The 26,152-nt window shown below is 68.0% G+C and carries 24 protein-coding genes; 15 read left to right on the plus strand and 9 right to left on the minus strand.

Annotated features, from left to right (window positions below):
- Positions 1–20: 20 nt before the first annotated feature.
- Complete coding sequence (locus tag ACM6LU_RS35795; RefSeq protein ID WP_414942288.1) at positions 21–1,658, plus strand: long-chain fatty acid--CoA ligase; 1,638 nt, start codon at positions 21–23, stop codon at positions 1,656–1,658.
- Positions 1,659–1,748: 90 nt separating this feature from the next.
- Complete coding sequence (locus ACM6LU_RS35800; RefSeq protein WP_414942289.1) at positions 1,749–3,011, plus strand: ABC transporter substrate-binding protein; 1,263 nt, start codon at positions 1,749–1,751, stop codon at positions 3,009–3,011.
- Positions 3,012–3,430: 419 nt separating this feature from the next.
- On the opposite strand, the gene ACM6LU_RS35805 is transcribed toward ACM6LU_RS35800, so the two are convergent.
- Complete coding sequence (locus ACM6LU_RS35805; RefSeq protein ID WP_409493723.1) at positions 3,431–3,865, minus strand: hypothetical protein; 435 nt, start codon at positions 3,863–3,865, stop codon at positions 3,431–3,433.
- 170 nt (positions 3,866–4,035) lie between these two features.
- On the opposite strand from ACM6LU_RS35805, the gene ACM6LU_RS35810 reads away from it, so the two are divergent.
- The 4 genes from ACM6LU_RS35810 (at position 4,036) to ACM6LU_RS35825 (ending at position 9,103) form a co-directional block, all read left to right on the plus strand.
- Positions 4,036–5,757, plus strand: a complete 1,722-nt coding sequence (locus ACM6LU_RS35810) for a TIGR03767 family metallophosphoesterase (protein ID WP_414942290.1) — start codon at positions 4,036–4,038, stop codon at positions 5,755–5,757.
- A gap of 199 nt (positions 5,758–5,956) precedes the next feature.
- Positions 5,957–7,219 (plus strand): C39 family peptidase, encoded by a 1,263-nt coding sequence (locus ACM6LU_RS35815; RefSeq protein ID WP_414942291.1) that lies wholly within the window; start codon positions 5,957–5,959, stop codon positions 7,217–7,219.
- 148 nt (positions 7,220–7,367) lie between these two features.
- Positions 7,368–8,462, plus strand: a complete 1,095-nt coding sequence (locus ACM6LU_RS35820) for an S-(hydroxymethyl)mycothiol dehydrogenase (RefSeq protein ID WP_414942292.1) — start codon at positions 7,368–7,370, stop codon at positions 8,460–8,462.
- Entirely contained in the window at positions 8,456–9,103 is a 648-nt protein-coding gene (locus ACM6LU_RS35825) for a gamma-glutamylcyclotransferase family protein (protein ID WP_414942293.1), read from the plus strand. The genes ACM6LU_RS35820 and ACM6LU_RS35825 overlap by 7 nt, the downstream gene beginning before the upstream one ends.
- On the opposite strand, the gene ACM6LU_RS35830 is transcribed toward ACM6LU_RS35825, so the two are convergent.
- Positions 9,081–10,700 (minus strand): FAD-binding oxidoreductase, encoded by a 1,620-nt coding sequence (locus ACM6LU_RS35830; protein ID WP_414942294.1) that lies wholly within the window; start codon positions 10,698–10,700, stop codon positions 9,081–9,083. The two genes, ACM6LU_RS35825 and ACM6LU_RS35830, sit on opposite strands and share 23 nt — an antisense overlap.
- Positions 10,701–10,797: 97 nt before the next feature.
- On the opposite strand from ACM6LU_RS35830, the gene ACM6LU_RS35835 reads away from it, so the two are divergent.
- From ACM6LU_RS35835 to ACM6LU_RS35865, 7 genes are all read left to right on the plus strand, one after another.
- A complete protein-coding gene (locus ACM6LU_RS35835; RefSeq protein ID WP_414942295.1) occupies positions 10,798–11,361 on the plus strand; it encodes a TetR/AcrR family transcriptional regulator in 564 nt (187 codons plus the stop codon).
- A complete protein-coding gene (locus ACM6LU_RS35840; protein WP_414942296.1) occupies positions 11,358–12,899 on the plus strand; it encodes a glycerol-3-phosphate dehydrogenase/oxidase in 1,542 nt (513 codons plus the stop codon). Before ACM6LU_RS35835 ends, ACM6LU_RS35840 begins: the two co-directional genes overlap by 4 nt.
- Positions 12,900–12,981: 82 nt before the next feature.
- Positions 12,982–13,251 (plus strand): helix-turn-helix transcriptional regulator, encoded by a 270-nt coding sequence (locus ACM6LU_RS35845; protein WP_414942297.1) that lies wholly within the window; start codon positions 12,982–12,984, stop codon positions 13,249–13,251.
- On the plus strand, positions 13,248–13,793 hold the full coding sequence (locus ACM6LU_RS35850; RefSeq protein ID WP_414942298.1) for a hypothetical protein: 546 nt from the start codon (positions 13,248–13,250) through the stop codon (positions 13,791–13,793). Before ACM6LU_RS35845 ends, ACM6LU_RS35850 begins: the two co-directional genes overlap by 4 nt.
- The gene (locus ACM6LU_RS35855; protein ID WP_414942299.1) at positions 13,790–14,020 is read left to right on the plus strand and encodes a hypothetical protein; all 231 of its coding nucleotides are present in this window, start codon (positions 13,790–13,792) and stop codon (positions 14,018–14,020) included. The genes ACM6LU_RS35850 and ACM6LU_RS35855 overlap by 4 nt, the downstream gene beginning before the upstream one ends.
- On the plus strand, positions 14,017–14,943 hold the full coding sequence (locus ACM6LU_RS35860; RefSeq protein WP_414942300.1) for an ABC transporter ATP-binding protein: 927 nt from the start codon (positions 14,017–14,019) through the stop codon (positions 14,941–14,943). Before ACM6LU_RS35855 ends, ACM6LU_RS35860 begins: the two co-directional genes overlap by 4 nt.
- Positions 14,940–16,130, plus strand: a complete 1,191-nt coding sequence (locus tag ACM6LU_RS35865) for an ABC transporter permease (protein ID WP_414942301.1) — start codon at positions 14,940–14,942, stop codon at positions 16,128–16,130. Before ACM6LU_RS35860 ends, ACM6LU_RS35865 begins: the two co-directional genes overlap by 4 nt.
- A gap of 382 nt (positions 16,131–16,512) precedes the next feature.
- Here ACM6LU_RS35865 and ACM6LU_RS35870 read toward each other — a convergent pair whose 3' ends face one another.
- The 4 genes from ACM6LU_RS35870 to ACM6LU_RS35885 all read right to left on the minus strand — a co-directional run bounded on the left by ACM6LU_RS35870 (position 16,513) and on the right by ACM6LU_RS35885 (position 21,108).
- Positions 16,513–17,862 (minus strand): cryptochrome/photolyase family protein, encoded by a 1,350-nt coding sequence (locus ACM6LU_RS35870; RefSeq protein ID WP_414942302.1) that lies wholly within the window; start codon positions 17,860–17,862, stop codon positions 16,513–16,515.
- Between the two features lie 114 nt (positions 17,863–17,976).
- Positions 17,977–19,332, minus strand: a complete 1,356-nt coding sequence (locus ACM6LU_RS35875; protein WP_414942303.1) for a citrate synthase — start codon at positions 19,330–19,332, stop codon at positions 17,977–17,979.
- A gap of 192 nt (positions 19,333–19,524) precedes the next feature.
- Positions 19,525–20,466 carry a carbohydrate kinase family protein gene (locus tag ACM6LU_RS35880; protein WP_414942304.1) on the minus strand — a complete coding sequence of 314 codons (942 nt, stop codon included), beginning with the start codon at positions 20,464–20,466 and terminating at the stop codon, positions 19,525–19,527.
- Positions 20,467–20,514: 48 nt separating this feature from the next.
- Positions 20,515–21,108, minus strand: a complete 594-nt coding sequence (locus ACM6LU_RS35885) for a TetR/AcrR family transcriptional regulator (protein WP_414942305.1) — start codon at positions 21,106–21,108, stop codon at positions 20,515–20,517.
- A gap of 103 nt (positions 21,109–21,211) precedes the next feature.
- On the opposite strand from ACM6LU_RS35885, the gene ACM6LU_RS35890 reads away from it, so the two are divergent.
- Both ACM6LU_RS35890 and ACM6LU_RS35895 read left to right on the plus strand, forming a co-directional pair.
- Positions 21,212–22,357 (plus strand): acyl-CoA dehydrogenase family protein, encoded by a 1,146-nt coding sequence (locus ACM6LU_RS35890; RefSeq protein ID WP_414942306.1) that lies wholly within the window; start codon positions 21,212–21,214, stop codon positions 22,355–22,357.
- Positions 22,358–22,430: 73 nt separating this feature from the next.
- On the plus strand, positions 22,431–23,072 hold the full coding sequence (locus ACM6LU_RS35895; protein ID WP_414942307.1) for a Uma2 family endonuclease: 642 nt from the start codon (positions 22,431–22,433) through the stop codon (positions 23,070–23,072).
- Here ACM6LU_RS35895 and ACM6LU_RS35900 read toward each other — a convergent pair.
- Genes ACM6LU_RS35900 through ACM6LU_RS35910 form a run of 3 tightly spaced genes read right to left on the minus strand, consistent with a single transcriptional unit; the run spans position 23,041 to position 25,672 of the window.
- Positions 23,041–24,270, minus strand: coding sequence for an amidohydrolase (locus ACM6LU_RS35900; RefSeq protein ID WP_414942308.1), 1,230 nt, complete (start codon positions 24,268–24,270; stop codon positions 23,041–23,043). The genes ACM6LU_RS35895 and ACM6LU_RS35900 overlap by 32 nt on opposite strands.
- Positions 24,271–24,281: 11 nt before the next feature.
- Positions 24,282–24,767, minus strand: coding sequence for a GNAT family N-acetyltransferase (locus ACM6LU_RS35905; protein ID WP_414942309.1), 486 nt, complete (start codon positions 24,765–24,767; stop codon positions 24,282–24,284).
- Entirely contained in the window at positions 24,767–25,672 is a 906-nt protein-coding gene (locus tag ACM6LU_RS35910; RefSeq protein ID WP_414942340.1) for an aldose 1-epimerase family protein, read from the minus strand. Before ACM6LU_RS35910 ends, ACM6LU_RS35905 begins: the two co-directional genes overlap by 1 nt.
- Positions 25,673–26,152: the final 480 nt, after the last annotated feature.

Here is a 26,152-nt window from a genome sequence, read left to right on the forward strand (position 1 = left end):
AGCACTACCGGGAGTACACGATGTTGAGCACGATGCAGGACGGACAGCTGTCCATCGCCAGACTGCTCCGCCACGGCGCAGGAGTGCACTCCGCGAGCGAAGTCATCACCTGGACCGGTTCAGAAGCCCGTCGTGAGACCTACGGTGAGCTCGGCAAGCACGCCGCGCGGCTCGCCAACGCCCTCCGGAGCCTGGGTATCACCGGCGACCAGCGCGTCGGCACCTTCATGTGGAACAACGCCGAGCACATGGCCGCCTACCTGGCCATCCCCGCCATGGGCGCGGTGCTGCACACGCTGAACATCCGGCTTTTCCCGGAGCAGCTGGTCTTCGTCGCCAACCACGCCGAGGACCAGGTCGTCATCGTCGACGGCACGCTGGTCCCGTTGCTCGCGAAGCAGCTCCCCAAGCTGAAGACCGTGCGTCACGTCATCGTGGCCAACGGCGACGCCTCCACCCTCACCGCGCCAGACGGCGTCCAGGTGCACTCCTACGACGAGCTGCTGGCCGCCCAGCCGGACACCTTCGACTGGCCCGAGGTGGACGAGCGCTCGGCCGCCGCGATGTGTTACACCTCGGGCACCACGGGTGACCCGAAGGGCGTCGCGTACTCCCACCGGTCGATCTGGCTGCACTCGATGCAGGTCACCATGACCGACAGCATGCGGCTGGCCCAGCACGACAAGGCCCTCGCGATCGTCCCGATGTTCCACGCGATGGCCTGGGGCATGCCGTACGCGGCGCTGATGGTCGGCGCGTCGCTGCTGATGCCGGACCGGTTCCTCCAGCCCGCCCCCATCGCCCAGATGCTCGACACCGAGAAGCCGACCTTCGCCGGCGCCGTCCCGACGATCTGGCAGGGCCTGCTCTCGCACCTCGACGCGAACCCGCAGGACATCTCCCACCTGCGCGAGGTCATCGTCGGCGGCTCGGCCGCGCCGCCGTCGCTGATGCACGCGTTCGAGGACCGCTACGACGTGCCGATCCTGCACGCCTGGGGGATGACCGAGACGTCGCCGCTGGGCAGCGTCGCACGTCCGCCCGCCGCCGCCACCGGCGAGAAGGCGTGGGAGTACCGCTACACCCAGGGCCGGTTCCCGGCGTCCGTCAGCGCGAGGCTGATCGGCGACAACGGCGAGGAACTGCCTTGGGACAACGAAAGCGTCGGCGAACTCGAGGTGCAGGGCCCGTGGATCGCGGGGTCGTACTACAGCGGCACGACCGGTGACGGGGCCGACCCGGAGAAGTTCCACGACGGCTGGCTGCGCACCGGCGACGTCGGCAAGATCAGCCAGGACGGCTACCTCACGCTCACCGACCGCGCGAAGGACGTCATCAAATCCGGTGGCGAGTGGATCTCCTCGGTGGACCTGGAAAACCAGGTGATGGCCCACCCCGCGGTGGCCGAGGCGGCCGTGGTCGGCATCCCGGACGAGAAGTGGGACGAGCGCCCGCTGGTCGCCGTCGTGGTCAAGGAAGGCCAGACCGTGACGGCCGAAGAACTGCGCGAGTTCCTGTCCGGCAAGGTCGCGAAGTGGCAGCTTCCGGAGAATTGGACCTTTGTGGACGAAGTCCCCAAGACCAGTGTCGGCAAGTTCGACAAGAAGCGGCTGCGGGCGTTCCACTCCGAGGGAAAGCTCGACATCAGTCAGCTCTAACGGGTTAATCTCCCGCGCGCCTGCCCTTCCGTGAAGGTGATCTTGAGGGACGCTGTCTCTCAAGATCACCTTCACGGAAGGGTTTTGTTGGTGCGTAAGACAAGCAGGCGGACGTTCCTGGCACTGGCGGGGACGGCCGCGCTCTCCGCCTGCGGGTCGAACACTGTCCAATCAGGAAACCCGCCACCTTCGACGGCCTATTCCGCCGGGGTGACCCGGCCGAAACCGAAGCCGGTGGACCTCTCCCAGTGGTACCACCCGTACCCCGAATCGGGGGTCCAGGAAGCCGTCACGCGCTACGCGGCCGCGTACCAGAAGTCCAAGGTCGCCGTGCAGTGGAATCCCGACGACTACGAGACGAAACTCGCCGCCGCACTCCAGGCGGGCCCGGTTCCGGATGTCTTCGAAGGCCAAGTCACCGTCGACCGTGTCCGGCAGAACCTCCTCGTCCCACTCGACGACATCATCGGCTCCGTAAAAGGCGATTTCACCGCAGCGGCACTCGCGGCCCAGATCGTCGACGGCAAGACGTACGGGATCCCGCAGGCACTCGACACCCAGGTCCTCTTCTACCGCAAGAGTTTCCTGCAGGAGGCCGGAGTCCAGCCGCCACAGACGCTCGACGAACTCGTCGACGTGGCAAGGAGACTCTCCAAAGACGGCGTCAAAGGGCTGTTCGCGGGCAACGACGCCGGCGCGGCCGCGCTCGCCGGTCCGCTGCTGTGGGCCGCGGGCCTCGACTACGTCAAGGACGGCAAGTCCGTCGGCTTCGACGATCCCCGCGCCGCGACGGCGTTCACGAAACTGCGTGACCTCAACGGTTCATTGCTGCTGGGCACTTCGACGGACTGGGCGGACCCGATCCCGTTCATCGACGGGCTCACCGCCATGCAGTGGACCTGGCTGTGGAATCTGCCGAAGATCCAGGACACCATGGAGGACGATTTCGGCATCCTGGCCTTCCCCCGGCTCGACGCGGCGGGCGCGCCGTCCGTCCCGGTCAGCGGGTTGAGCGCGATGGTGCATTCGAAGAGCCTGAACCCCAACGCCGCCAAGGACTTCGTCAAGTGGCTGTGGCTGGAGCGCACCGACTTCCAGCAGGAGTTCGCCACCAAGTTCGGCTTCCATCTGCCCGCACGCCTGAGCGTGCTCGACAAGATCGCCCCCGCGAACGACGCCGCCCGGCTGGTCAAGGAGACCGGTCGCGCCGCCGGTCCACTGTGGACGCCGATGGCGAACACCGTGCTCGTCGAGGCAGTGGGCCGGATAGTCCGCGACGGTGCCGATCCGGTCGCCGAGACGAAGGCCGCCATCGAGGCCGTCAAAGCGGAACTGGGTCGCCTGTCCGCGTGAGCCGCCGCGAGCGGACGTAAGCGACGAGCAGTACGGTCGACAGGATCACCGCGCCGCCGTCGGCGACCAACGACGGAGGCACACTTGGCCAGCCGAGCGCGGCCCGGTGCACCTCGCGCCCTGTTGCTGAGCCACCGGGACGCGGCCGCGTTGCCGCGGGAACGGCCGCCGACCGGGCACTCGCTTGGCGGAAACCGTCTCCGCACGAAAGTCCGACGAAGGATTCCAGACTCGGCGGGGCTTTCGCTCGGCAAACCGGGTAGGACGTGCTTTCGGATTTCCGCAGCCGGGCCGCGGCATCGGCTGGTCCCTCACCCAGCCGTACCAGCGGCCCGCCTCCGCGAATCCGAGGCCTCCGGCCGAAAAACGCGCACGCGTGTCCCCGCCCAACCTGCCAACCCCAGTTGGGAGACACGCCTTTAGTCGCCGGAAACGCCCCAGATGGCCAGTTCGACGGCGACGTCGTCCTCGTAGAGCAGCGCACAGTTCGCGCTCCAGCGCGGACGGCGTTCGTACGGCAGCCGTCCCGCCTTGTCGAGTTCGTCGAAGCCGGCGACGGACGGCTCCTCGGTACCGAAGGCGATGAGGAGTTCGGCGTCGGTCAAGGGCCGGATCGTGCCGAAGTCGTCCTCACCCGTGGCGCTGATGAACTCGTGGACGTCGAGCACCGAATGGGTCCCGGACTCTTGGACGCTCTCCACCTCGTAGAGCTCCTCGACCGAATCCGGGCGGCCGAGCTCGTCCTCTTCCCAGAGGTAGTCGCCCTCTTCGAAGACGCGTGCCTTCATCGCGTCCAGCGCCGCTTCCGGATCACCGTCGAACCGGCCGCGGACGGACCAGGCCGAAGCACCCACCGGGCCACCTCCTCACTCGCCGAGCGACCAGCTTAACGACCACGACGCGAGAACGTTCGGCCGAACGTGACAATCTTTCGTATTGCCCTTTTCTGGCGTTCACCCCACGGCTAACGTCTTCCGGCATCGTCCTTCCGCGACATCCACCCGCGACGAGTAGGGGCACCGCCATGTCCGACATCTCAAGGCGCACCTTCACCGCGGCAGGCGCCGCCGGCGTCGGCCTGCTGCTGTGCACCCCGACCGCCAACGCGCTCGACCGGGCTTTGGCACGCACCACCAGCCGCGCGGTGCGCACCGCGGGTACCACGCTGGAATCCGCCGCGGCGCCGGTGAAGAGCGGTCCGGGCTACACCCGGTTGACCGCGGGCCCCGGCTGGCCGCTCGTGGTCAGGGGCGATCTCGCCGCGCCGAAGTCCGGCCGCGACGACCGGCGCCGGGCGATGGCCTCGTTCGCGCAGTTCACCGACCTGCACTTCACCGACGCCGAGAGCCCGGCGCGGTTCGAGTACCTGCACCCGTTCATCGGCTCGGCGCACCGGCCGCAGGAGACACTCGGCCCGGTCGCGACGACGGCGCTGGTGGAGCGGGTGAACAGCCTCGAGGCGGGCCCGTTCACCGGGCGGGCGATCGACTTCATGGTCACCACCGGCGACAACACCGACAACCACGAACTGATCGAACTCGAATGGTTCCTCAAGGTGCTCAACGGCGGCACGGTGAACCCGACGTCGGGCGATCCGAACGCGCACGAAGGCGTCCAGACGTCCGGCTCGTCGCACTACTGGAACCCCGGCAAGACGCTGGACGACGCCTACACGAAGAAGGGTTTCCCGCAGCTGCCCGACCTGCTCGACGCGGCTTCGAACACGTTCACCTCGCCCGGTCTCGACGTCCCGTGGTTCTGCACCTTCGGCAACCACGACGACAGCATCGTCGGCACACTGCCGGACCTGCCGGGGATGGACGCCTGGTACACCGGCCGGTTCAAGGTGATCGGCAAGGACGAGACGACGTCGAGGAAGCTCGCGAAGGCGATCGGCTCGGGGTCCGGCGTACCCATCACGGAGCTGTTCGGCGGCTCGGGCACGATCCGCGAGATCACCCCCGACGCGCGACGGCGGCCGTTCAGCACCGCGGAGTTCGTCCAGCGCCACCTCGACGCGGCCAACACCGGCCCAGGCCCGGTGGGGCACGGGTTCAGCGGCGACAACGCCGACGGGCGGAATGTGTACTACACCTTCCGGATCGCGCCGGGTGTCGTCGGCATCAGCCTCGACACCACGACGATGGCGGGGCTCGCGGACGGGTCGATCGGGCTCGGGCAGTTCACCTGGGTGGAGAACACGCTCAAGCGCAACAGCTCGACGTACTACGACTTCTTCGGCCGCAAGGTCACGCGGAACGTGACGGACGAGCTGTTCATCCTGTTCAGCCACCACACCAGCGACACCATGGGCAACGTGCTCCCGGACGCGCGGCACCCGCTGGAGCCGCGGCTCGACGGCGACACTTTCGTCTCGCTGCTGAACCGGTTCCCGAACGTGCTGGCATGGGTCAACGGGCACACGCACCACAACAAGATCACCCCGCGCCCCGGCAAAACGGCGAAGCAGGGCTTCTGGGAGATCAACACCGCGTCGCACATCGACTTCCCGCAGCACGCGCGGATCATCGAGGTCGCCGACAACGCTGACGGCACGTTGTCGCTGTTCACGACCCTGATCGAGGCCGAAGCGCCGTACGAGGCCGCGTACTCGGACACCTCGACGCAAGCGCTTGCTTCGCTGTATCGGGAGTTCTCTTACAACGACATCCACGCCTCGCTCACCGCCGTCGGGACGCTACAGGACCGGAACACCGAACTCCTGCTGCCGAACCCCCTCGCCTGACCCGCGGCCTGGATCTCCCGCGTTTAGTCCTCTGGTTGCGGTACTTGCACACGCAAGCACCGCAACCAGAGGACTGAACGCGGGGGCTGGTCGCGAAAGTGACACAGACTCGAGCCGTCTTGCAGACAACTGTTTACATACCTCGCGTGACCGGCGAAAATCCCTTGCCTACTGGGTGGACACGGAGGATGGAGCCGGGATGCGCATACGAGGGCTGGTCACGCTGCTGACGATCGCGACGATGACCGCGGTGACGGCACAGGCGGTGGAGGCGAGCCCCGGCAAGCCGGACGACGAGTCGATCGACTACCACGAATGGTCCGGTCAGCGCGGTTTCCGTGACGGCAGGCTGGAAGGGCTCGACCTGCACCACGGCGAACTGCGCATCGACCGCCCGATCGGCACCATCGAACACACCGAACCCGCACTCGGCACCACGAAGACCTACGAATACGGCCAATGGACGTCGAAGAGCCACAAGCACGGGTTCGACGCCTCTCAGCTGATCGCCTCGTGGAACGCGAAGACACCCGCCAAGACCTGGCTCAAGATCGAGGCGAAGGGCCGAACCTCGTCGGGCGCCGAGACCGCCTGGTACGTCATGGGCCGGTGGGCCAGCGGGGACGCCGACATCAAACGCACCAGCGTCGACGGCCAGAGCGACGCCGACGCCGCGGTCGACGTCGACACGCTGGTCATGAAGGCGGGCGTCGCGCTCCGGTCGTACCAACTGCGGGTCAGCCTGTACCGCGAGGCCGGTTCCCGTGCCACACCGTCGGTGACCTCGCTCGGCGCGATGACGTCGCTGGTCCCGGACCGGTTCGAGGTCCGAGCGACGCAACCGGGCCGCGCCACCGGGATCGAACTCAAGGTGCCCGCCTACGCCCAGAACCTCCACAAAGGACAATTCCCCGAGTACGGCGGTGGCGGCGAGAGCTGGTGCAGCCCGACGTCCACCGAAATGGTGGCCGAGTACTGGGGCAAACGGCCCAGGCGCGAGGACATGACGTGGATCCCGGAGGGTTACGTCGATCCGACCGTCGCGTACGCCGCCCGTTATACCTTCGATCACGCTTACGACGGAACCGGCAACTGGCCGTTCAACACCGCGTACGCCGCTTCACTCGGACTGCGTGGGCACATCACCCGTTTGCACTCCTTGAACGAACTCGAAAACTACATCGCGCGCGGCATCCCGGTGATCACGTCACAGTCGTTCAAGGCCGAGGAACTCGACGGCGCGGGTTACGGCACCGCCGGGCACATCATGGTCGTCGTCGGCTTCACGAAGGACGGTGACGTGATCGCGAACGACCCGGCCGCCAGCAGCAACGACCAGGTCCGAAGCGTCTACAAGCGACACCAGTTCGAGACGATCTGGCAGCGCACCAAGCGGTACAACACCACGGGCGGGGTCTCCGGTGCTCCGGGTGGCGTCGTCTACCTCGTCACGCCGCGCTGAGGGACGCACTGAAACGATTCCGCACCCGTGCGGATGTCGCGACCCGGGTTGGTTCCGTGGCAAGCTGCATGGATTCCATCCGCGCGCGCAGCGCGTCCGTTGAGGGCGGCGGCGGGGGCATGGATGGAGAACTCACTCGGAGGTAAGCATGCCGTACGAGGTCCAGGGCGTCGTTTCCCGCGCCAAGGGTGAACCGGTCTCGCTGGAGTCCGTGACGGTGCCCGATCCCGGGCCCGGCGAGGCCGTCGTCTCGGTCAAGGCGTGCGGCGTCTGCCATACCGACCTGCACTACCGCGAGGGCGGGATCAACGACGCGTTCCCGTTCCTCCTCGGCCACGAGGCCGCGGGGTTCGTGGAGGGGGTCGGTGACGGCGTCACGGACCTCGAACCGGGTGACTACGTGATCCTGAACTGGCGCGCGGTCTGCGGCACCTGCCGGGCCTGTCGCCGGGGCAAGCCCTGGTACTGCTTCTCGACGTTCAACGCCGCCCGGCCGATGACACTGGCCGACGGCACCGCTCTGTCGCCGGCCCTCGGCGTCGGCGCGTTCGCCGAAAAGACGCTGGTCCACAGTGGACAATGCACGAAGGTCGACCCCGCCGCCGAACCCGCCGTCGCCGGGTTGCTCGGCTGCGGGGTGATGGCCGGTCTCGGCGCGGCGCTGAACACCGGCGCGGTGAGCCGCGGTGACTCCGTCGCGGTCATCGGCTGTGGCGGCGTCGGTGACGCGGCCATCGCCGGGGCGAACCTCGCCGGCGCGAAGACCATCATCGCCGTCGACACCGACGACCGGAAACTGTCCTGGGCCGAGGACTTCGGCGCCACACACACCCTGAACAGCAAGGGGCTGAGCGAAGACCAGGTCGTCGAAGCGATCCAGGAGTTCACCGACTCGTTCGGCGCGGACGTCGTGATCGACGCGGTCGGCAGGCCCGAAACGTGGCGTCAGGCCTTCTACGGCCGCGATCTCGCGGGCACGGTCGTGCTCGTCGGCGTCCCGACCCCGGACATGCGGCTGGACCTGCCGCTGATCGACTTCTTCTCGCGCGGTGGCTCGCTCAAGTCGTCGTGGTACGGCGATTGCCTGCCCTCACGTGACTTCCCGATGCTGATCGACCTCTACCTCCAGGGCAGGCTCCCGCTCGACAAGTTCGTCACCGAGCGGATCGCGCTCGACGGTGTCGAGCAGGCCTTCGAGCGGATGCACCAGGGTGACGTCCTCCGCAGCGTGGTGACGTGGTGAAACTCTTCACCGACGCCGATTTCCCCGCCGACCCGTACCCGGGAGCGCGGCCGGGTCATTCGTTCGTCCACTTCGACGGCGCCGGGCACAGCCTCGACACCGCGCCGGAGGGCTGGCGCGAACGCCAGGCCGTGCTCGCCTACGGCTCGAACGCGTGCCCGTCCAAGATCACCTGGCTGCGGGAGAACATGGGCCTAGCCGGTCCGGTCGTCGTCTGCCACGCGCGCTGCACCGACCTCGCCGCGGTGTGGGCGTCCGGCCTGCGGTTCCGGGACGGGCAACGGCCCGCGACGCTCGCCGCCGCCCCAGGGGTCGTCGAAGAGCACTCGATCTGGTTCGCGTCCCCCGAGCAGCTTGCCGTGCTCGACGAGTGCGAGGGCAACAGTCGCCGCTACAGCCTGGTGCGGCTGACCGCCCCGGCCATCACCCTCGACGACGGCACCGTGCTCGACGACGTGGTGGCGTACGTCGGCGCGGCGGACATCCGCCTGCCGATCCTCGTGGACGGCAGGCATATCCGCGTCGCCGACCTCGAACAGCGCCGGGCCGCGGCGCTGGAGGGGATCCCCGCCGAGACGCACGGCCTGGACTGCACGCTGGTCGACGCCGGGAGCCTGGTCAAAGAAGCTTCCCGGGATTGAGGATCCCGGCCGGGTCGACGGCCTTCTTCGCCGCTCGCAACACCTCGACGCCGATCTCACCGATTTCCGCCGCCAGATAGGGCGCGTGGTCGACGCCGACGGCGTGGTGGTGCGAGATGGTGCCGATCCCGGTGATCGCCTCCGACGCCGCGGCCTTCGCCCGCCGCCACTGGCCGACCGGGTCGGCCTCGTCGCGTGCGGTGAGCACGGTGAAGTACAGCGACGCGCCCGTTTCGTAGGCGTGCGAGACGTGGCACATGATGATGGCCCGGCCGAGGGTGGCGGTGAGCGCGGCACGCACGGCGTCGCGCAGGTCGCTCAGTTCCGCCCAGTACGCGGCCGTTTCCACGGTCTCGACGCAGACGCCGTTGTCCATCAGGGCATCCCGCTGGCGCGGTCCGGAAAACCGGCCGCGGCGCCAGGATTCTCCGAGCGTCCGCCCGATCCGGACGGCGCCGAACGGCTCCAGCACCCTCGTCGTGTCCTGACGGCGCCGCGCGACCTCGCGCTTCGACGCACCTTCCCAGCCGACGATGAGCAGGCAGGGATTTGAAATCCCTCGCAGACGGACGTACCGGCGCAGCGCCTTGGTCTTCCAACTGTCGTTGAGCGCCAGCGAAACCTCGCTTTCGTCCACATCGGACAATCGGGTGATGTCCGCCAGCGCGTGCCGCTGGGCGAGTTCGCGCACCGCGGCGGTGCCGTTCTCCCAGCCGTCGACGACGTAGCCCTCGTAGCGGCGCACTTCCGGAACCGGGCGGACACGGAGGGCGACCTCGGTGATCACACCGAGCGTGCCTTCGCTGCCGACGGCGAGATGCCGCAGGTCGGGTCCGGCCGCCGACGCCGGCGCGACACCGAGTTTCCATTCACCGCGCGGGGTCGCGAGCCGCACGCCCGAAACCATGTCCTCGAACCGGCCGTAGCCCGACGAGGCCTGCCCGGCGGACCGGGTCGCGGCGAATCCGCCGATGGTGGCGCGTTCGTAGGACTGCGGAACGTGTCCGAGGGTGAAGCCGTGCGCGGCGAGCAGCCGGTCGGCCTCCGGGCCCGTGACGCCCGCCTGCAGGACCGCGATCCGGGACACGGGATCGACGGAGACCAGGTCACCGAGCCTGGTGAGGTCGAGCGCGATCACCGCCGCCTTGTCCCCGCGCAGTGCCGAAACCCCGCCGACGACCGACGTCCCACCGCCGAACGGGACGACACCGACGTCGTGTCGTGCGCAGATTTCCAGCACCGACTGGACTTCGTCGGGATTCTCCGGCAGGACGACGGCGTCCGGCACCGGGAAATCACCGAACCCCCGTCGCCGCAGCAGGTCCAGATAGGACAAACCGCTCGCCCTCGCGAGCCGCTCACCCGGGACCACCAGGACGTGCTCGGCGCCGACGAGGTCCTCGAGATCACGTTTCGGCTGTTCGCCGAGCGCCGAATCGGGAACGGACGAGGTCGAAATCCCCGCGAACGGCACCGGCGAGCCCAACGGGCCGATACGCTGGACGAGCCATCGCAGCGCCTTCACCGGAAGGTGGGCCGCGTCACCGGCTCCGGGCGTCCAGGATCGTCTTAACCGGTGGTCAATAAGCTCTGTCACGACTACAGTGTTACATATGGACGTACAACGTCACTCACCTGCGGAAACAGGCGTTTCGGCACTGGCGGATACCCGATCCCGCCAGGCCTCCACGCGCGTGTCCGACGACGTTCTGCTCGACGCGGCGAGGACGTGCGTTCTCGCCGTCGGCGTGAGGCGGACCACGCTCGCGGAGATAGCGCGGACCGCGAAGGTCAGCCGGATGACCGTCTACCGCCGCTTCCCGGACGTGCGCAGCGTGCTCGCGACCCTCATGACCCGTGAATTCGGGGGGCTGCTGCGAGGCGCCGCCGAGCCGGACGTCGAACCGGCCGACTTCCGGGAAAAGCTCGTGCGGAGTTCGGCCGCCGCCGTCGCCGCACTGTCGGGCGACCCGCTGTTCCGCACGCTGCTGGACCTCGACCCCGAACTCGTCCTGCCCTACATCGTCGAGCGGCTCGGGAAGACCCAGCGCTTCGCCGAGGGCGTGATCCACCATCTGCTGCGGTCGGGCCACGAAGACGGCTCGATCCGCAAGGGCGACCTGCCGTCGCAGGCGCGCACCCTGTTGCTGCTCATCCAGTCCTTCGCCTTCTCGTACCGCCCCGCCACCGCGGACGTGGACGAGAAGACCCTGATGGCGGAATTCGCCCACGTGCTCGACGCGGCGTTGCGGCCGTGACGCCGGGCTCACTCAACGCCCTGCGTCGCGAGCGGGAACTCGCGGCACTGGCCGGCGGTGAGCGGGTCGACCTGGCGGTGGTCGGTGGCGGGGTCACCGGCGCCGGGATCGCGCTGGACGCGGCCGCGCGTGGTCTGTCGGTGGCCTTGATCGAGGCGTACGACCTGGCGTACGGGACCTCACGCTGGTCCAGCAAGCTGGTCCACGGCGGACTTCGCTACCTCGCCAAGGGCGATCTGGCCTTGGCACACGAAAGCGCGGTCGAGCGCGGCATCCTCATGACGCGCACCGCGCCGCACCTCACCAGGGCGATCCCGCAGCTGTTCCCCATGTACCGCAAGACCTCCCGCGGCCAGCAGGCGTTCATCATGACCGGACTCGCCGCCGGTGACGGTCTCCGCCGCGCGGCCGGGACCCCGGCGTCGGTGCTGCCCCGGCCGAGGTCGATCCCGGCCGCGGAGGCGCTGGCGCTCGCACCCGGCCTGTCCCCCCGAGACCTGCGTGGCGCGCTGCTGGCTTACGACGGCGCACTGACCGACGACGCGCGGCTCGTGGTGAGTTTGGCGCGCACGGCGGCGTCACGCGGCGCGAAGATCCTGACGAGGGTCGAGGCGCTCCGGCTCGACGCGGGTTCGGTACTGGCCAGGGACAGGCTCACCGGTCAGGAAGTGGAAATCCACGCCGGTCAGGTGATCAACGCGACGGGCGTCTGGGCGGGCGAACTGGCGGAATCGGTACGGCTGCGGCCGTCCCGCGGTTCGCACCTCATCCTGGCTTCGGGCGCGGCACGGATCGGCGCGACGTCGGTCAACGTCCCCGTCCCCGGCGAGAACAACCGGTTCGTCTTCCTGCTGCCGCAACCCGACGGCCGGGTGTTCGTCGGAGTCACCGACGAACCGACCGACGGCCCTGTCCCGCGCGTGCCGACCGTGCCGGAGTCCGATGTGGACTTCCTGCTCGAAGTGGCGTCGACGGCGTTCACCCGCCCGCTGACCCGCGCCGACGTCGCCGGCACGTTCGCCGGACTGCGGCCGCTGGTCGAAGGCGGCGGCGGGCGAAGCGCGGATCTCTCGCGCAAGCACGCGGTGGTGACCGGCGCCGACGGCGTGCTCACCGTCGTCGGCGGCAAGCTGACGACGTACCGGAAGATGGCCGAGGACGCCGTCGACACCGCGTTGAAACGATCCGGGCTCCACGCCGGGCCGTCGACCACGTCCCGGCTTCCGCTGCTGGGCGCGATCCAGCGAAGCCGTCTGTCCACTGTGGATGCTCCTGCCCGGCTGGTCGCGAAATACGGCACCGAAGCGCCCAAGATCGCGGCGCTCGGCGAGGTCGATCCCGACCTGGGCCTTCCCCTCTTCGGCGGGACCGAGATCAGCGCGGCCGAGGTCGTCTGGGCCGTGCGGCACGAGGGCGCGCTCGACGTCGAGGACGTCCTGGAGCGCCGCACCCGGCTCAGCCTGGTCGCCGCCGAAGCCGAGGCCGCCAGTGCCCGCGTCCAGGAACTCGTCGACAAGTCGCTCGCCGGGCTCGTCTGACCCACCCGCGATTAGTCAACTACGCGCAGTGAAGCGCGCTTTTAGGTTGACGAAACGTTGGGTTTTTGCAACAGTATGTTCCATGAGTCCGGTCAGACGCGGCAAAGAGCTGCCGATCTACAACCGGCTTCCCGTGCTCCGGGCGGAGCGCGGGCTGAGCAGGGCCGCCCTCGCGGCGGCGGTCGAGGTCAACCCGCAGACCATCGGCGCGCTCGAACGGGGGGATCACTACCCGAGCCTGGATCTGGCGTTCCGCATCTGCGAAGTGTTCGACCTCCCGGTCGAAGCCGTGTTCAGCCGCGAACCGTTCACGCCACTGTCCACTCAGGTCTACCGGGAGGGGGGAACATGAGTGAGAAACGGGGACGCCTCGCGGCCTCCTGGGAACGACAGCTGGAACGGCTGGAGGAAAGGGAACGCAAACGGGCGCTGCGGCTGCCGACCTGGCGCACACGGAAGCGGCGGCGGACGTTGAGCGTGTTCGTGGTGGCCGGCGACCTGGTCCTGATCGCCGGGGCCGCCCTGTTCGAAACGCGGTACACCCTGGCCTATTTCCTGTGCTGGTTCGGCGGCTGCGTCGTCGCCGGCGGCGCGCAATACCTGTTGCGGATCCTCACCGGCAAGATGAGCGGCGGTTTCTCGCTCCGCCTCGACGAACGCGAGCGGGAGTGGCGGCATCGCGCCACCTTCGTCAGCTACCAGGTTCTGGTCGGGTTGATGATCGTCGCGGTGCTCTACGGGTTGCTCGTCTCCGGTACCGAACACGGCGGCGCGCGCGGCGCGATGATGGGCTGCGCCCTGCTGATCACCGGCACCACGCTGTCGGCGGTCATCCTGGGCTGGGCACTGCCGGACGACGATCCCGAAGACTTCGAGGGGGTGACTCCGGCATGACCGGGGACAAGAAGCGCTACAAGGTGTCCATCGGGATGGTCGCCGTCGTGCTGGTGGCCGGTGGGGTCCTCGCCGGTGCGGGGCGGGCGGTCCTGGTGTATCGGGCCACTTCGGTGGTGAGCAACGTCAAACTGGACGGACTGGTCCAGCGAAACCGCACGGTCTCCGGCGTTCACCGGGGTTTCACGGCGCTGGTGCGGTATTTCGAGGAGGGGAAGTGGAAATGATCGAGGGAAAGCTGGAGATCGACCGGATCTCCAAGAGTTACGGCGCGAAGGTCGCGCTGGACGAGGTGAGCTTCGAGGTTCAGCCCGGTGAACTGTTCGGGTTCGTCGGCAGCAACGGCGCGGGCAAGACCACCACGATGCGGATCGTCCTCGGGGTGCTGGCGGCCGACTCCGGCCAGGTGCGCCTCGGCGGCGCGCCGATCACTCACGAGACCCGCACGCATATCGGGTACATGCCGGAAGAACGAGGGCTGTATCCGAAGATGAAGGTGCTGGAGCAACTGGTCTACCTCGCCGAACTGCACGGGATGTCGGCCAACGACGCCCACCGCAGCGCGGAGAACTGGATCGCCCGGCTCGGCCTGACCGAACGCCGCAAGGACGAGGTCCAGAAACTCAGCCTCGGCAACCAGCAGCGTGTGCAGCTCGCGGCCGCGCTGGTGCACGACCCGCGGGTGCTGGTGCTGGACGAGCCGTTCTCCGGTCTCGACCCGCTGGCCGTGGACGTGATGAGCGGGGTGTTGCGGGAGAAGGCCGCCACCGGGGTGCCGGTGGTGTTCTCCAGTCACCAGCTGGATCTGGTCGAGCGGTTGTGCGACCGGGTCGGCATCATCCGGAGTGGACGGATGGTCGCCTCCGGCACCGTCGCCGAACTGACCGCCGACGCGGGCAACGGCCTTGTCGTCACCGCGCCCAACGCCTCGCCCGGCTGGGCCTCGGCCGTTCCCGGTGTCCGGTCGGTCGAGCAGAACGGCCCGACGACGATCCTCGAGCTCGAAGCCCACGCCGACGATCAGGCCGTGCTCGCCGCGGCGCTGGCCACCGGCCCGGTCACCGAGTTCACCAAGCGCAGGCGTTCGCTGACCGAGTTGTTCCGTGACGCCGTCGCCGAAAAGCCCGCAGTACAAGGAGTTTCCGCATGAACACCGTATCGCCCTGGCGCGCGGTCTGGCTCATCGCCAAACGTGAGCTGAACACGCGGCTGCGCACCAGGTCCTTCGTGATCGGCACCGCCGTGCTGCTGGTCATGCTGATGGGCTACGTCCTGCTGCAGTCCACGCTGATCAGCAACGAGGACAAGAGCAAGATCGGGCTCACCGGCCAGACCGCCGGCATCGCGCAACAGCTCCAGACGGCCGGTACGGCGGTCGGCGAGAAGATCGAGACCGTCGTCGTCGCCGATCCGGCGCAGGGCCGGTCGCAGGTCGAGAACGGTGATCTCGACGCGTTGCTGTCCGGCAACGCCACCGAGCTGAAAGTGCTCGTCAAGTCCGAATTGGACACCAAGCTGCGTGCCCTGCTGACCACTGTTTCGCAGCAGGAAGTACTCAACGGCAAGCTTTCCGAAGTCGTGGAGAACCCGGAGCAGGTGCTGCGCACGGTCTCCGACACCCAGGTCGAGGTCGACTCGATCAAACCGCCGGATCCGGAGAAGGCCCAGCGGATGGTGATCGGGCTGATCGTGGCGGTGCTGCTGTACATCAGCATCGTGACCTACGGGACGCTGGTCGCCCAGGGTGTGGTCGAAGAGAAGTCGAGCCGGGTCGTGGAGATCTTGCTGTCCACCGTCCGGCCGTGGCATCTGTTGCTGGGCAAGGTGATCGGGCTCGGCCTGGTCGGCTTGACCCAGCTGGTGATCATCGGCGGCGTCGGGTTGGCCGTCGCGTCGGCGACCAACGTGCTGACGCTGTCCGGGGTCGCGACGAGCGCGCTGCTGTGGGGCGTGGTGTGGTACCTGCTCGGGTTCCTGTTGTACGCCACCGTCTACGGCGCGATGGGCTCGCTGGTCTCCCGGCAGGAGGACACCCAGTCGGTGATCGGCCCGGTCAACATCGTGCTGATTTTGGGCTTCGTCGTCGGGTTCAACCTGCTGGCGCAGTCGCCGGAAGGCACGGGAACGGTGATCCTTTCGCTGGTGCCACTGCTGTCACCGGTGCTGATGCCCGCCCGGATCGCGGCCGGGACCGTCGAAGTGTGGGAGGTCGTGCTGTCGCTGGGCCTGACCGTCGGCGCCATCGCCCTGTTCACCTGGCTGGGCGCGCGGATCTACCAGAACAGCGTCCTGCGGGTCGGCAGCCGGATCAAGCTGTCCGAGGCCCTGAAGGGCTGATCCAAGTATATGAAGGCCCCCTTCCTTGCGCTGGACGCAGGGTCCCGGCAAAGTTGCAGCCGCTGGTCAGCGCTGCTGGCGGCAGTCCGGGCTTGACATTTCTGACGCCTGCAAGGGGAGGGCCGAGTGGGGAGGGTTCGGGACGTTGAACGTCCGAAATCCTCCCCACTCGGGCGTGTGCCGGGGTTTTTGGGGGAGGCATGTTCCTGAACCCCTGTTGATCAAGCTTCGTGACCGGTGTGACTCCGCGACGATGTAGGAATTGGGACACTCAACGTCCCAATTCCTACATCGTCAGCCTTACACAGCGACGAACAACCGCCTGACCTGCAAGACCTCGACTTTGCCGGGACTCTGGCGCCTGGGTACAGGAAGGGGGCCTTCATGGCCCTTTGATGGCGCCGTAACGCTCCAGCGCGACTTGGCGTTCGTGGGCGTGGTCGACCATCGGCGCCGGATAGTCCTTGACATCCGTCGGCTTGTGCGTGGCTTCCCCTTGCGTGGAACGGAGCTCGGGGACGTAGCGGCGGACGTACTCGCCGGAGGGGTCGAACTTCTCCCCCTGCGTGGTCGGATTGAAGATCCGGAAGTACGGCGCGGCGTCGGTGCCGCTGCCGGCGACCCACTGCCAGTTCAGCTGGTTCGACGCGAGATCGCCGTCGACCAGATGCCGCATGAAGTGCCGCGCGCCGAGCCACCACGGCAGATGCAGATCCTTGACCAGGAAGCTCGCCACGATCATCCGGACGCGGTTGTGCATCCAGCCCTCGGCGAGCAACTGCCGCATCCCGGCGTCGACGATCGGGAATCCGGTGCGGCCCTCACACCACCGTTTGAAGGCCTCGTCGTCACTCTCGTGTTCCATGGCGTCGAAGCGGGAATCGTAGTTCTTCCGCGCGGTTTCGGGGCGATGCCACAGAACGTCGGCGTGGAACTCACGCCAGGCGAACTCGCCGCGCAACGACTTCGCGCCGACCCCCTCGTTCCCGGCGATGTCGGCGAGCAGGGTGCGCGGGTGGACGCAACCCCAGCGCAGATACGGCGAAAGCCTTGTCGTACCGGGGCGATCCGGGCGGTCACGATCCTCGTCGTAGGTCTCGATACCGTCGTCCAGGAACTCGTGCCAGCGATCCAGTGCCGCCTTCTCGCCGGGCTCGGGTAGCTCCATCCCCTCGAGGGAAGGGGATTTCGGAAGCTGCACCGAACGGGGCGGCTCCACCCAGTCCACTATGGACTTTCCGGTGTCCACCGGACTCGGCCAGCCGTGACGTACCCACGCGTGGTAGAACGGGGTGAACACGCGGTAGGGTTCGCCGTCCGGCTTGGTGATCCGGCCGGGCGTGATCGCGTAGGACGACCCCGTCTCGGTCCACGCGATGTCGTGCCGTGCCAACGCCTTCTCGACCTCGTCGTCGCGGCGGCGGCCGTACGGGCCGGTGTCCGCGCTGACGTGCACGGCCGAAGCGCCGATCTCGCGCGCGACCTTGACGACCTCCTTGACCGGGTCGCCCTTGACGAGCATCAGGCGGCCGCCGAGCTGGTCGTCCAATGCCTTCAGGCAGCCGTGCAGGAACGCCACCCGCGGGGCACCCGAGGGTTTGAGGAGCGCGTCGTCGAGGACGTACAGCGCCAGGACGTGCTTGCTGTGCTCCGAGGCTTCCAGCAGGGCGGCGTGGTCGCCGAGGCGGAGGTCGCGGCGGAACCACAGCACTACGGGGGCTTCTCTGGTCACGCCGGGAACCCTAGGCGGTGCCGCCGGTGCGCGCAGTCCCGAATGAGATGAACGGGACTTTCCTCGCGGAATTCGCAAGGAAAGTCCCGTTCACAAAACTTGCCGAGGCGGAGGTCAGCGCTCCGAGATCGGCGCGTAGTTCCGCTCCGCGGAGCCGGTGTAGATCTGCCGCGGGCGGCCGATCTTGGTGGCCGGGTCCTGGATCATCTCGCGCCAGTGCGCGATCCAGCCCGGCAGGCGGCCGAGCGCGAACAGCACGGTGAAGTACTTCGTCGGGAAGCCGAGCGCCCGGTAGATCAGGCCGGTGTAGAAGTCGACGTTCGGGTACAGCTTCCGCTCGATGAAGTAGTCGTCCGAGAGCGCGGTCTCTTCCAGCTTCTTCGCGATGTCGAGCAGCTGGTCGCCGCCCTTGAGCTTGGAGAGGATGTCGTCCGCGGTGTTCTTGATGATCTTCGCGCGCGGGTCGTAGTTCTTGTAGACCCGGTGCCCGAAGCCCATCAGGCGGACACCCTTTTCCTTGTTCTTCACGCGGGTGACGAAGTTCGCGACGTCGCCGCCCTCGGCCTGGATGCCCTCGAGCATGTCCAGTACCGCGCTGTTGGCGCCACCGTGCAGCGGGCCGAAGAGCGCGTTGATGCCCGCCGAGATCGAGGCGAACAGGTTCGCCTCGGAGGAGCCGACGAGGCGCACGGTCGAGGTGGAGCAGTTCTGCTCGTGGTCGGCGTGCAGGATGAACAGCAGGTCGAGCGCCTTGGCGACGTCCGGGTCGACCTCGTAGGGCTCGGCCGGGAAGCCGAAGGTCATCCGGAGGAAGTTCTCGACGAGGCCGAGCGAGTTGTCCGGGTACAGCATGGGCTGTCCGACGGACTTCTTGTACGCGTACGCGGCCAGGGTCGGGACCTTGGCCAGCAGGCGGATGGTCGACAGCTCCACGTTGGGTTCGTCGAACGGGTTGAGCGAGTCCTGGTAGAAGGTCGACAGCGCCGATACCGCGCTGGAGAGCACCGGCATCGGGTGCGCGTCGCGCGGGAAGCCACCGAAGAAGGCCTTCAGGTCTTCGTGCAGCAGGGTGTGGCGCTGAATCTTCTCGGTGAACTCGGACAGCTGCGTCTCGGTGGGCAGCTCGCCGTAGATGAGCAGGTAGGAGACCTCGATGAAGGTCGACTTCTCGGCCAGCTGCTCGATCGGGTACCCGCGGTAGCGCAGGATGCCGGCGTCGCCGTCGATGTAGGTGATGGCCGAAGACGCGGCACCGGTGTTCACGAACCCCGGATCGTGGGTGATGTACCCGGTCGTCGCCAGCAGCTTCCCCAGCTCGATCCCCGGCGCGCCCTCGACGGGGTGGATCACCTTGAACTCGTGCTCGCCATTGGGCAGGCGCAGCGTCGCGGTTTGAGGTTCGCTTTCCCGCCGAGAACCAAGTGGCACAGTCTCGCCGGACTGCCCCGCAGCCGTCGTCGCGTCGGACATGTAAGTCCCTCTCACGTTCAGCACGGGCCGGCGGCGCCTGTAGGTTCCACAGGTACGCCCTCTTTCACGCGCGTGACCCACGGCCTCGCTGCACACCGCCCCGCTGGGGTATGAATTCCCCACCACGCTAGTCGAGAGTGGGGTCAACGCGCAGCGGGTGAGTTGCTCACAACAGCCGCTTTGGGACCAGGTTCACACGGCAGATGCCATATCCCCGGCCGTCGGCGGTTCCGCCCCACTCCGCGAGACGGTGATCGACGCCGCTTTCGCCGCGAATTCGAGCGCCGAACGCCAGCCGACGGCGTCGAGAGTGGACACGTCGCGCACCTCGTTCGAATACAGCCACGCCAGCAAAGCGCCCTGGACGGTGTCACCGGCGCCGATCGTGTCGACGACGGCGACTCGGCGTGACGGCACCTGGGCGATTTCCCCCGCCCGTGTGATGACGGACAACCCCTCCGCGCCACGGGTGAGCACAACGGCATCGACTCCGCAAGAGGTCCAGACCTTTGCGGCGTCGACCGGATCGGCCCCTTCGGTGAGCCATTCCGTGTCGTCGTCGGAGATCTTGAGCAGGCGGACATGCGGCAGCCAGGACTCGAACCTGGCCCGGTACGCCGCCGGATCGGTGATCAGCGCCGCCCGGATGTTCGGGTCGAGGACGGTCAGGACACCGCGGGCGGATTCGCGGCGCAACACGGTTTCGTACGTGCTCGCACCCGGTTCCAGGACCATGCCGAGGGTGCCGAGCGAGAGCGCCGTCACATTCTCGGGCAGGGGGCCAGGATCACCGACGAGCCTGTCCGCGGTGCCCTCGGTGTAGAAGGTGTACCGCGCGGAACCCTTTTCGTCGAGCGCGACCACGGCGAGCGTCGTCGGCTCGTTTCCCCGCTGCAGCAAGGCGATGTCGACACCGGAAGCGTGCAGCCGGTCCACCAGCGCGACCCCGAAACGGTCGTTCGAGACACGGGAGAGGAAGCCCGTCGGCACGCCGAGCCGACCGGCGGCGAGCGCGACGTTGTAGGGACCACCACCCATCCGGGGGAGCAGCGCGCGCAACCCACCGTCCACAGTGGAATCCAACGGTTCACCGGGAACGAGGTCGACGAGCGCCTCTCCACCTACGACGATCACGGGCGCGATGCTAGCCGAGCCGGCGGTTCCACCACCAGAATTGTCAGTTCAGGACATTTTCGGCGCAAGGCCTCCGAGAAGAAGCTCCGAGAGAGCGGTGAACGCCTCGGCGTCGGTCACGCCGGTGCGCTGACCGACCACGCCGGTCTGGATTCCCTCGATGATCAATCCCGCCATTTCCGCGATCAGCCGCGCGTGCACCTCGCGAAAGACGCCGTCGGTGACACCACGGTCGATGAACGACCGGATCCGGGCGGCCGCCGCGCGGCTGTTGAGCTGATACGCGTCCCGCGCCGGCGCGAATTCGGCGATGTCGGTCATGAACGCGGCCGAGGCGCGATTGAGGTATTCGGAGATACCGGCGAGGTACTCCCCGAGGATCTTGCGAGCGTCGTCGATTCCGGCGAGCCGCTCCTCCAGAAGCTCGGCGGCACCTTTGAAGAAGTGGGCGACGACCTTGACCGCGAGTTGCTCCTTGCTGGGGGCGAGCGCGTAGAGCGTCGACTTCGAGCAGCGCAGCCTGGCGGCGAGGTCGTCCAGTGTGAACTGGGAGAAGCCTTCGGCGAGGAAGAGCGCTTCGAGTTCCGAGAGCAGCGCGCGCTGACGCGCGGTCGGCTGGCGGCGGGTGGGCCTCTCGGTCATCAGCTCACTATCCCTTACGCGGATGGTGTACCCCCAGCGCCTTCTACTGTACGCTCAATCAGCCCGCAGTACTGTTTTGAGTACAGCTCAGCTCGGAGGAGTCATGCCTGCCGACCGTCTGCTGCCCAGCACCGAGGCCCAGGATCTGATCGGCCTCGCCAAGGAGATCGCGCGCGAGGAACTCGCTCCGATCGCGAGCAAGTACGAAGAGACCGCGCACTTCCCTCGCGAGCAGTTCCGCCTGCTCGGGCAGGCCGGGCTGCTCGGCCTGCCGTACGCGGAGCGCTGGGGTGGCGGCGAACTGCCGTACGAGGTCTACCTGCAGGTTCTCGAGGAGATCGCGACCGCGTGGATGTCCGTCGGCGTCGGGCTCTCCGTGCACACGATGTCCTGCTTCGCGCTGGCGCACCACGGCACCGACGCTCAGCGCGACCGTTGGCTGCCCGACATGCTGGAGGGTGACCTGCTCGGCGCGTACGCGCTGTCCGAAACCCACGCCGGTTCGGACGCGGCGGCCCTTTCCACCCGCGCGCGGCTCGACGGCGACCGGTACGTCGTGAACGGCACGAAGGCGTGGATCACCCATGCGGGCGAGGCCGACTTCTACACGACCATGGTGCGCACGAGCGACGACGGCGGGCAGGGCATCTCGTGCCTGCTCGTCGACGCCTCGACGACGGGTCTCTCGGCCGCGCCGCCCGAACGGAAAATGGGCCTCACCGGATCGACGACCGCGCAACTGATGTTCGAAGACGCCGCCGTCGACGCCGAACGGCTGATCGGCGAAGAGGGCCAAGGACTGAAGATCGCACTGTCGTCGCTCAGCTCCGGACGGCTGGGCATCGCCGCGTGCGCCGTCGGGCTCGCGCAGGCCGCGCTGGACGAAGCGCTCGAATACGCGAAGGGCCGCACGCAGTTCGGGCGGCCGATCATCGAGTTCCAGGGCCTGGAGTTCCTGCTGGCCGACATGGCCGCGACCGTCGAGACGTCGCGCGCCATGTACCTCGACGCCGCCCGCCGCCGCGACCGCGGCCTGCCGTTCCAGCGGCAGGCGTCCATCGCGAAGCTCGTCGCGACCGACGGCGCGATGAAGGTGACCACCGACGCGGTGCAGGTCCTCGGCGGCGCCGGCTACACGAAGGACTTCCCGGTGGAGCGGTACATGCGGGAGGCGAAGGTGCCGCAGATCTTCGAGGGCACGAACCAGATCCAGCGCATGGTGATCGCACGGGAACTACGGAAAGCCTGACTGTCCGCGCCGATACGATCACTAGTGGTCACCTGGCCACCGTGAGAAACTGTGGACGACGTGAGGAGACGCTGTGACAGCCCTTCCCGACTCCACGACCGGGTCGCACGGTGAACCAGGGTGGGCCATCCCGGATCACCTGCTGTCGATCGCGGAGTACGCGGCGCTCGGTGAGCCCGATTCCGGATTCACCGAGCTCGTGGAAGGCCGCCTTGTCATGTCGCCGAGCCCCACGAGGAGACACAACAAGGCGCTTTACGCCTTGGCCAGGCAACTGGAACCACAGCTACCCGATCACCTCGAGTTCATTCAGGACATCGACGTCGACCTGGGATTGGTGCCGCCCGGCGAGCCGGGTTTCGCCCGGCGACCGGATCTGATCATCGCCCTTCGCGAAGCGGGCGAACGGATCGACGAAGAGGACACGATGTACCACGCCGACGATGTCGTCGTAGTGGTCGAAATCGTGTCGCCGGGCTCGAAGCGCACCGATTACGTGACCAAACACGGCGAGTACGCCGACGCGGGGATTCCGCACTACTGGATCGTCGACCTCAACGAGCCCGTCTCACTGGTCGCCTGTCACCAGGCTGGCGAACTCGGCTACCAGGACGCTCCGGCCATGACCGGTGAATTCAGTGCCGCCGAGCCGTTTCCGGTGAAACTGGATCTCGACCGACTGCTCAGCCCTCGCGGTACCGGCGCTCCTCGGTGACGCCGACCCCGGTCTCCTCGTCGAAGTGGTAGACCTCGCGCCCGCGCACGAACACCCGCATGGCCCGGTTCATCACGTCCAGCGGGTCACCCGACCAGATGACCACGTCGGCGTCGAGACCCGGCTTCAGCGAGCCGACCTGGTCGTCGAGGTCCAGCATCGCGGCCGGGTTGACGGTCAGCGCCTTCAGCGCGGTCTCCGGGTCGAGGCCGTCCTTCACCGACAGCGCCGCCTGGTAGACCAGGAAGTTGATGGGCACGACCGGGTGGTCCGTGGTGATCGCGATCCGCACGCCCGCCCTGGCGAGGATGCCGGGCGCACGCAGGGTGCGGTTGCGCAGCTCCACTTTGGACTTGGTGGTGAACAGCGGGCCGAGGATCACCGGCACGTCCCGCTCGGCGAGCAGGTCCGCGATGAGGTGCCCTTCGGTGCCGTGGTTGATCACCAGTTTGTAGCCGAACTCGTCGGCCAGCCGGATCGCGGTGACCATGTCGTCGGCGCGGTGGACGTGCTGGTCCCAGAACAGCTCGCCGTCCAGGACCTTCGACAGGGTCTCCTTGGTCAGGTCGACGTCGAACGGCTTGCCCTCACCGGCGGCGTGATCACGCTTGGCGGCGTAGTTGCGCGCGCCGGTGAACGCGTCGCGGATGGTCGACGCGACGCCGAGCCTGGTCGACGGCGTCTGCTTCTTGTCGCCGTAGACCCGCTTCGGGTTCTCGCCGAGCGCGCTCTTCACGCTGACGCCCTCGGCGAAGATCATGTCGAGCACGGTCCGGCCCCAGGTCTTGACGCCGATCGTCTGCCCGCCGATGGGGTTCCCCGAGCCGGGCTTGATGACGACGCTGGTGACGCCACCCGCGAGCGCGTCGTCGAAGCCGGGCTCGTACGGGTCGATCCCGTCGATCGCCCGGAACCGCGCGCCGTTGGGGTCGGTCATCTCGTTGGTGTCGTCGCCCGACCAGCCTTCGCCGTCCTCGTGGACGCCGAGGTGGGCGTGCGCGTCGATGAACCCGGGCAGCACCCAGGTGCCCGCGGCGTCGACGAGTTCGGCGTCGTCGGGGACGTCGACGTCGGCGTCGGTGCCGACCGCGACGATCTTCCCGTTCTCGATGAGGATTGTGCCGCCTTCGATCGGTTCACCGTCGACAGGGACGACGTAACCACCGACGATGGCCTTGACCAGTGCTTTGTTCGACATACTTTGACACGCTAACGAACTGGACCGGCCGGACGCACGCGGGGCTTTTCGAAGTGGACCAGTTCGTAGTGCGACTCGGGCGTCCGGTGCGTTTCGACGTAGCCGAGCTTCGAGTACATCCGCAGCGGGCCGGCGCTCAGCTCGCCGGTGAACAGGCGGAACACGGTCACCGACGGCGGCATGGCCGCTTCGGCGGCGAGCAGCAGCGAGCTGCCGAGCCCGTGTCCCTGCCTGTCCGGGGCCACGACGAGCCTGCCGACCAGACCGGCCGCACCGTCGACGACGATCCGGACGCTCGCCACCAGCCGTCCGGATTCCCTGATGCCCCAGGCGAAACACGCGGGATCGCCCAGGGCATCCTTGGCCTGCTCGAAGGTCTCGACCAGCGGCGGGAGGTCGATGTTCCCGTGCGCCCTCGCTTCCGGAACGTAGGCCGCGAGCTGCAGAGTGAGCGCTTCGCCCGCGTCCACGGGCCCCAGCCGGAGCGGTGACGTCATCAGCGGACCCGGATTCCCCAGCTGCCGGTCCACGAGGAGGCGGGCTCCAGGTCGATCAGGTCGGTGCCGGTGTTGAGCGCGTCGGCGGGGCAGGTCATCGGCTCGATCGCCACCGCCCGGCCGCGGCCGACCAGGTCGTCCGGCGTGAACACCTGCACCCAGTGGAAGTCCGGCCCGGCCCAGACCACCAGTTCCTGCTCCCCGTGCGAGAGGACGTGGTGGTGGTCGCCGTCCCCGGCGACGCTCAGCCCGCCGAACGCCGTGTCCAGGTCGACGCCTTCGAGGACCTTGCCGGACCGGAAGTCGTACTCGGTCCCTTCGACGTCCTGCTCGGCGGCGTACGGCATCTGCTCGTCGCCGAGAGAGGGCCGGACTCGGCTCGCGGGCAGCGTCAGGGTCAGCTCGTCGGTGGGCACGTCACCGATGCGGAAGTAGGGGTGTGTGCCGAGCCCGACACCGATCGGGCTCTCACCCTCGTTGCGGATCTCGTGCGTCACGACCAGTTCGCGCGGCGAGATCTCGTAGGTGATCGTCGCGCGCAGCGGCACCGGCCAGCCGTCCTGCGCCGGGACGTCGACGGCCAGGGTGATCGACGACTCCGCGTGCTCGAGAAGCTCCCACTCCTCGTGGCGGGTCAGGCCGTGGATCGCGTTGCCGCGCGCCTCCTCGGTGATCGCGAGCTGCTGCTTTTCACCCTGATGGACCCACTGGCCGCCCTTGGTGCGGTTCGGCCAGGGCAGCAGCACCTGCCCGGCACCCTTCGGCGGCTTTTCGTCCTCGGCGAACGCCTCGACGTACGGCACCCCGCCGACCTCGAACGCGCGCAACCCGGCACCGATCTCGGTGATGACGGCGCGCGCGTTGCCGCGGGTGATCTCGAACTGCTCTCCGGTGGGATTGGCCATGCGGACGAGGCTACCGGCGACCTTGTCCGAAGTAGTGCGAGAACGCCACGCCCGGACGAAGGAGACCGCCGCGATGACCGGTCCCGTCGGCCGTGTCCCGGAGCGGAGCGCGCGGCGCGTCCCGAACGAGGTCGCGGCGAAGAACTCGAGTACCTGCTCACGCAGTCCGAGCACGTCGGGACCGAGCATGTGTCCACACTGGACACCCTTGCTTGGTTGCTGGACGAAACCGTTGTCTCGCACGAGGAATCCGGTGTCGCTGACGAAGACCTCGTTCAATCGCTCTGCACGTCCGGGACGACCTCCCGTCGGACGAACTCGGCGAGGTCGTGTACCGCTCTCCGCTACTCTTGGGCGCCAGTGGCGGTGTCGCGTGACCAGAGGGACGACACGCGTGACGGGATGGACGACACGTGTGTCCAGAGGGACGACTCACCACGTAGCCCGGCCGCGCTCGTGTCGTCCGTTCCATCACACGTG

Source organism: Amycolatopsis sp. cmx-11-51 (assembly GCF_047608665.1).
Taxonomy (GTDB): domain Bacteria; phylum Actinomycetota; class Actinomycetes; order Mycobacteriales; family Pseudonocardiaceae; genus Amycolatopsis.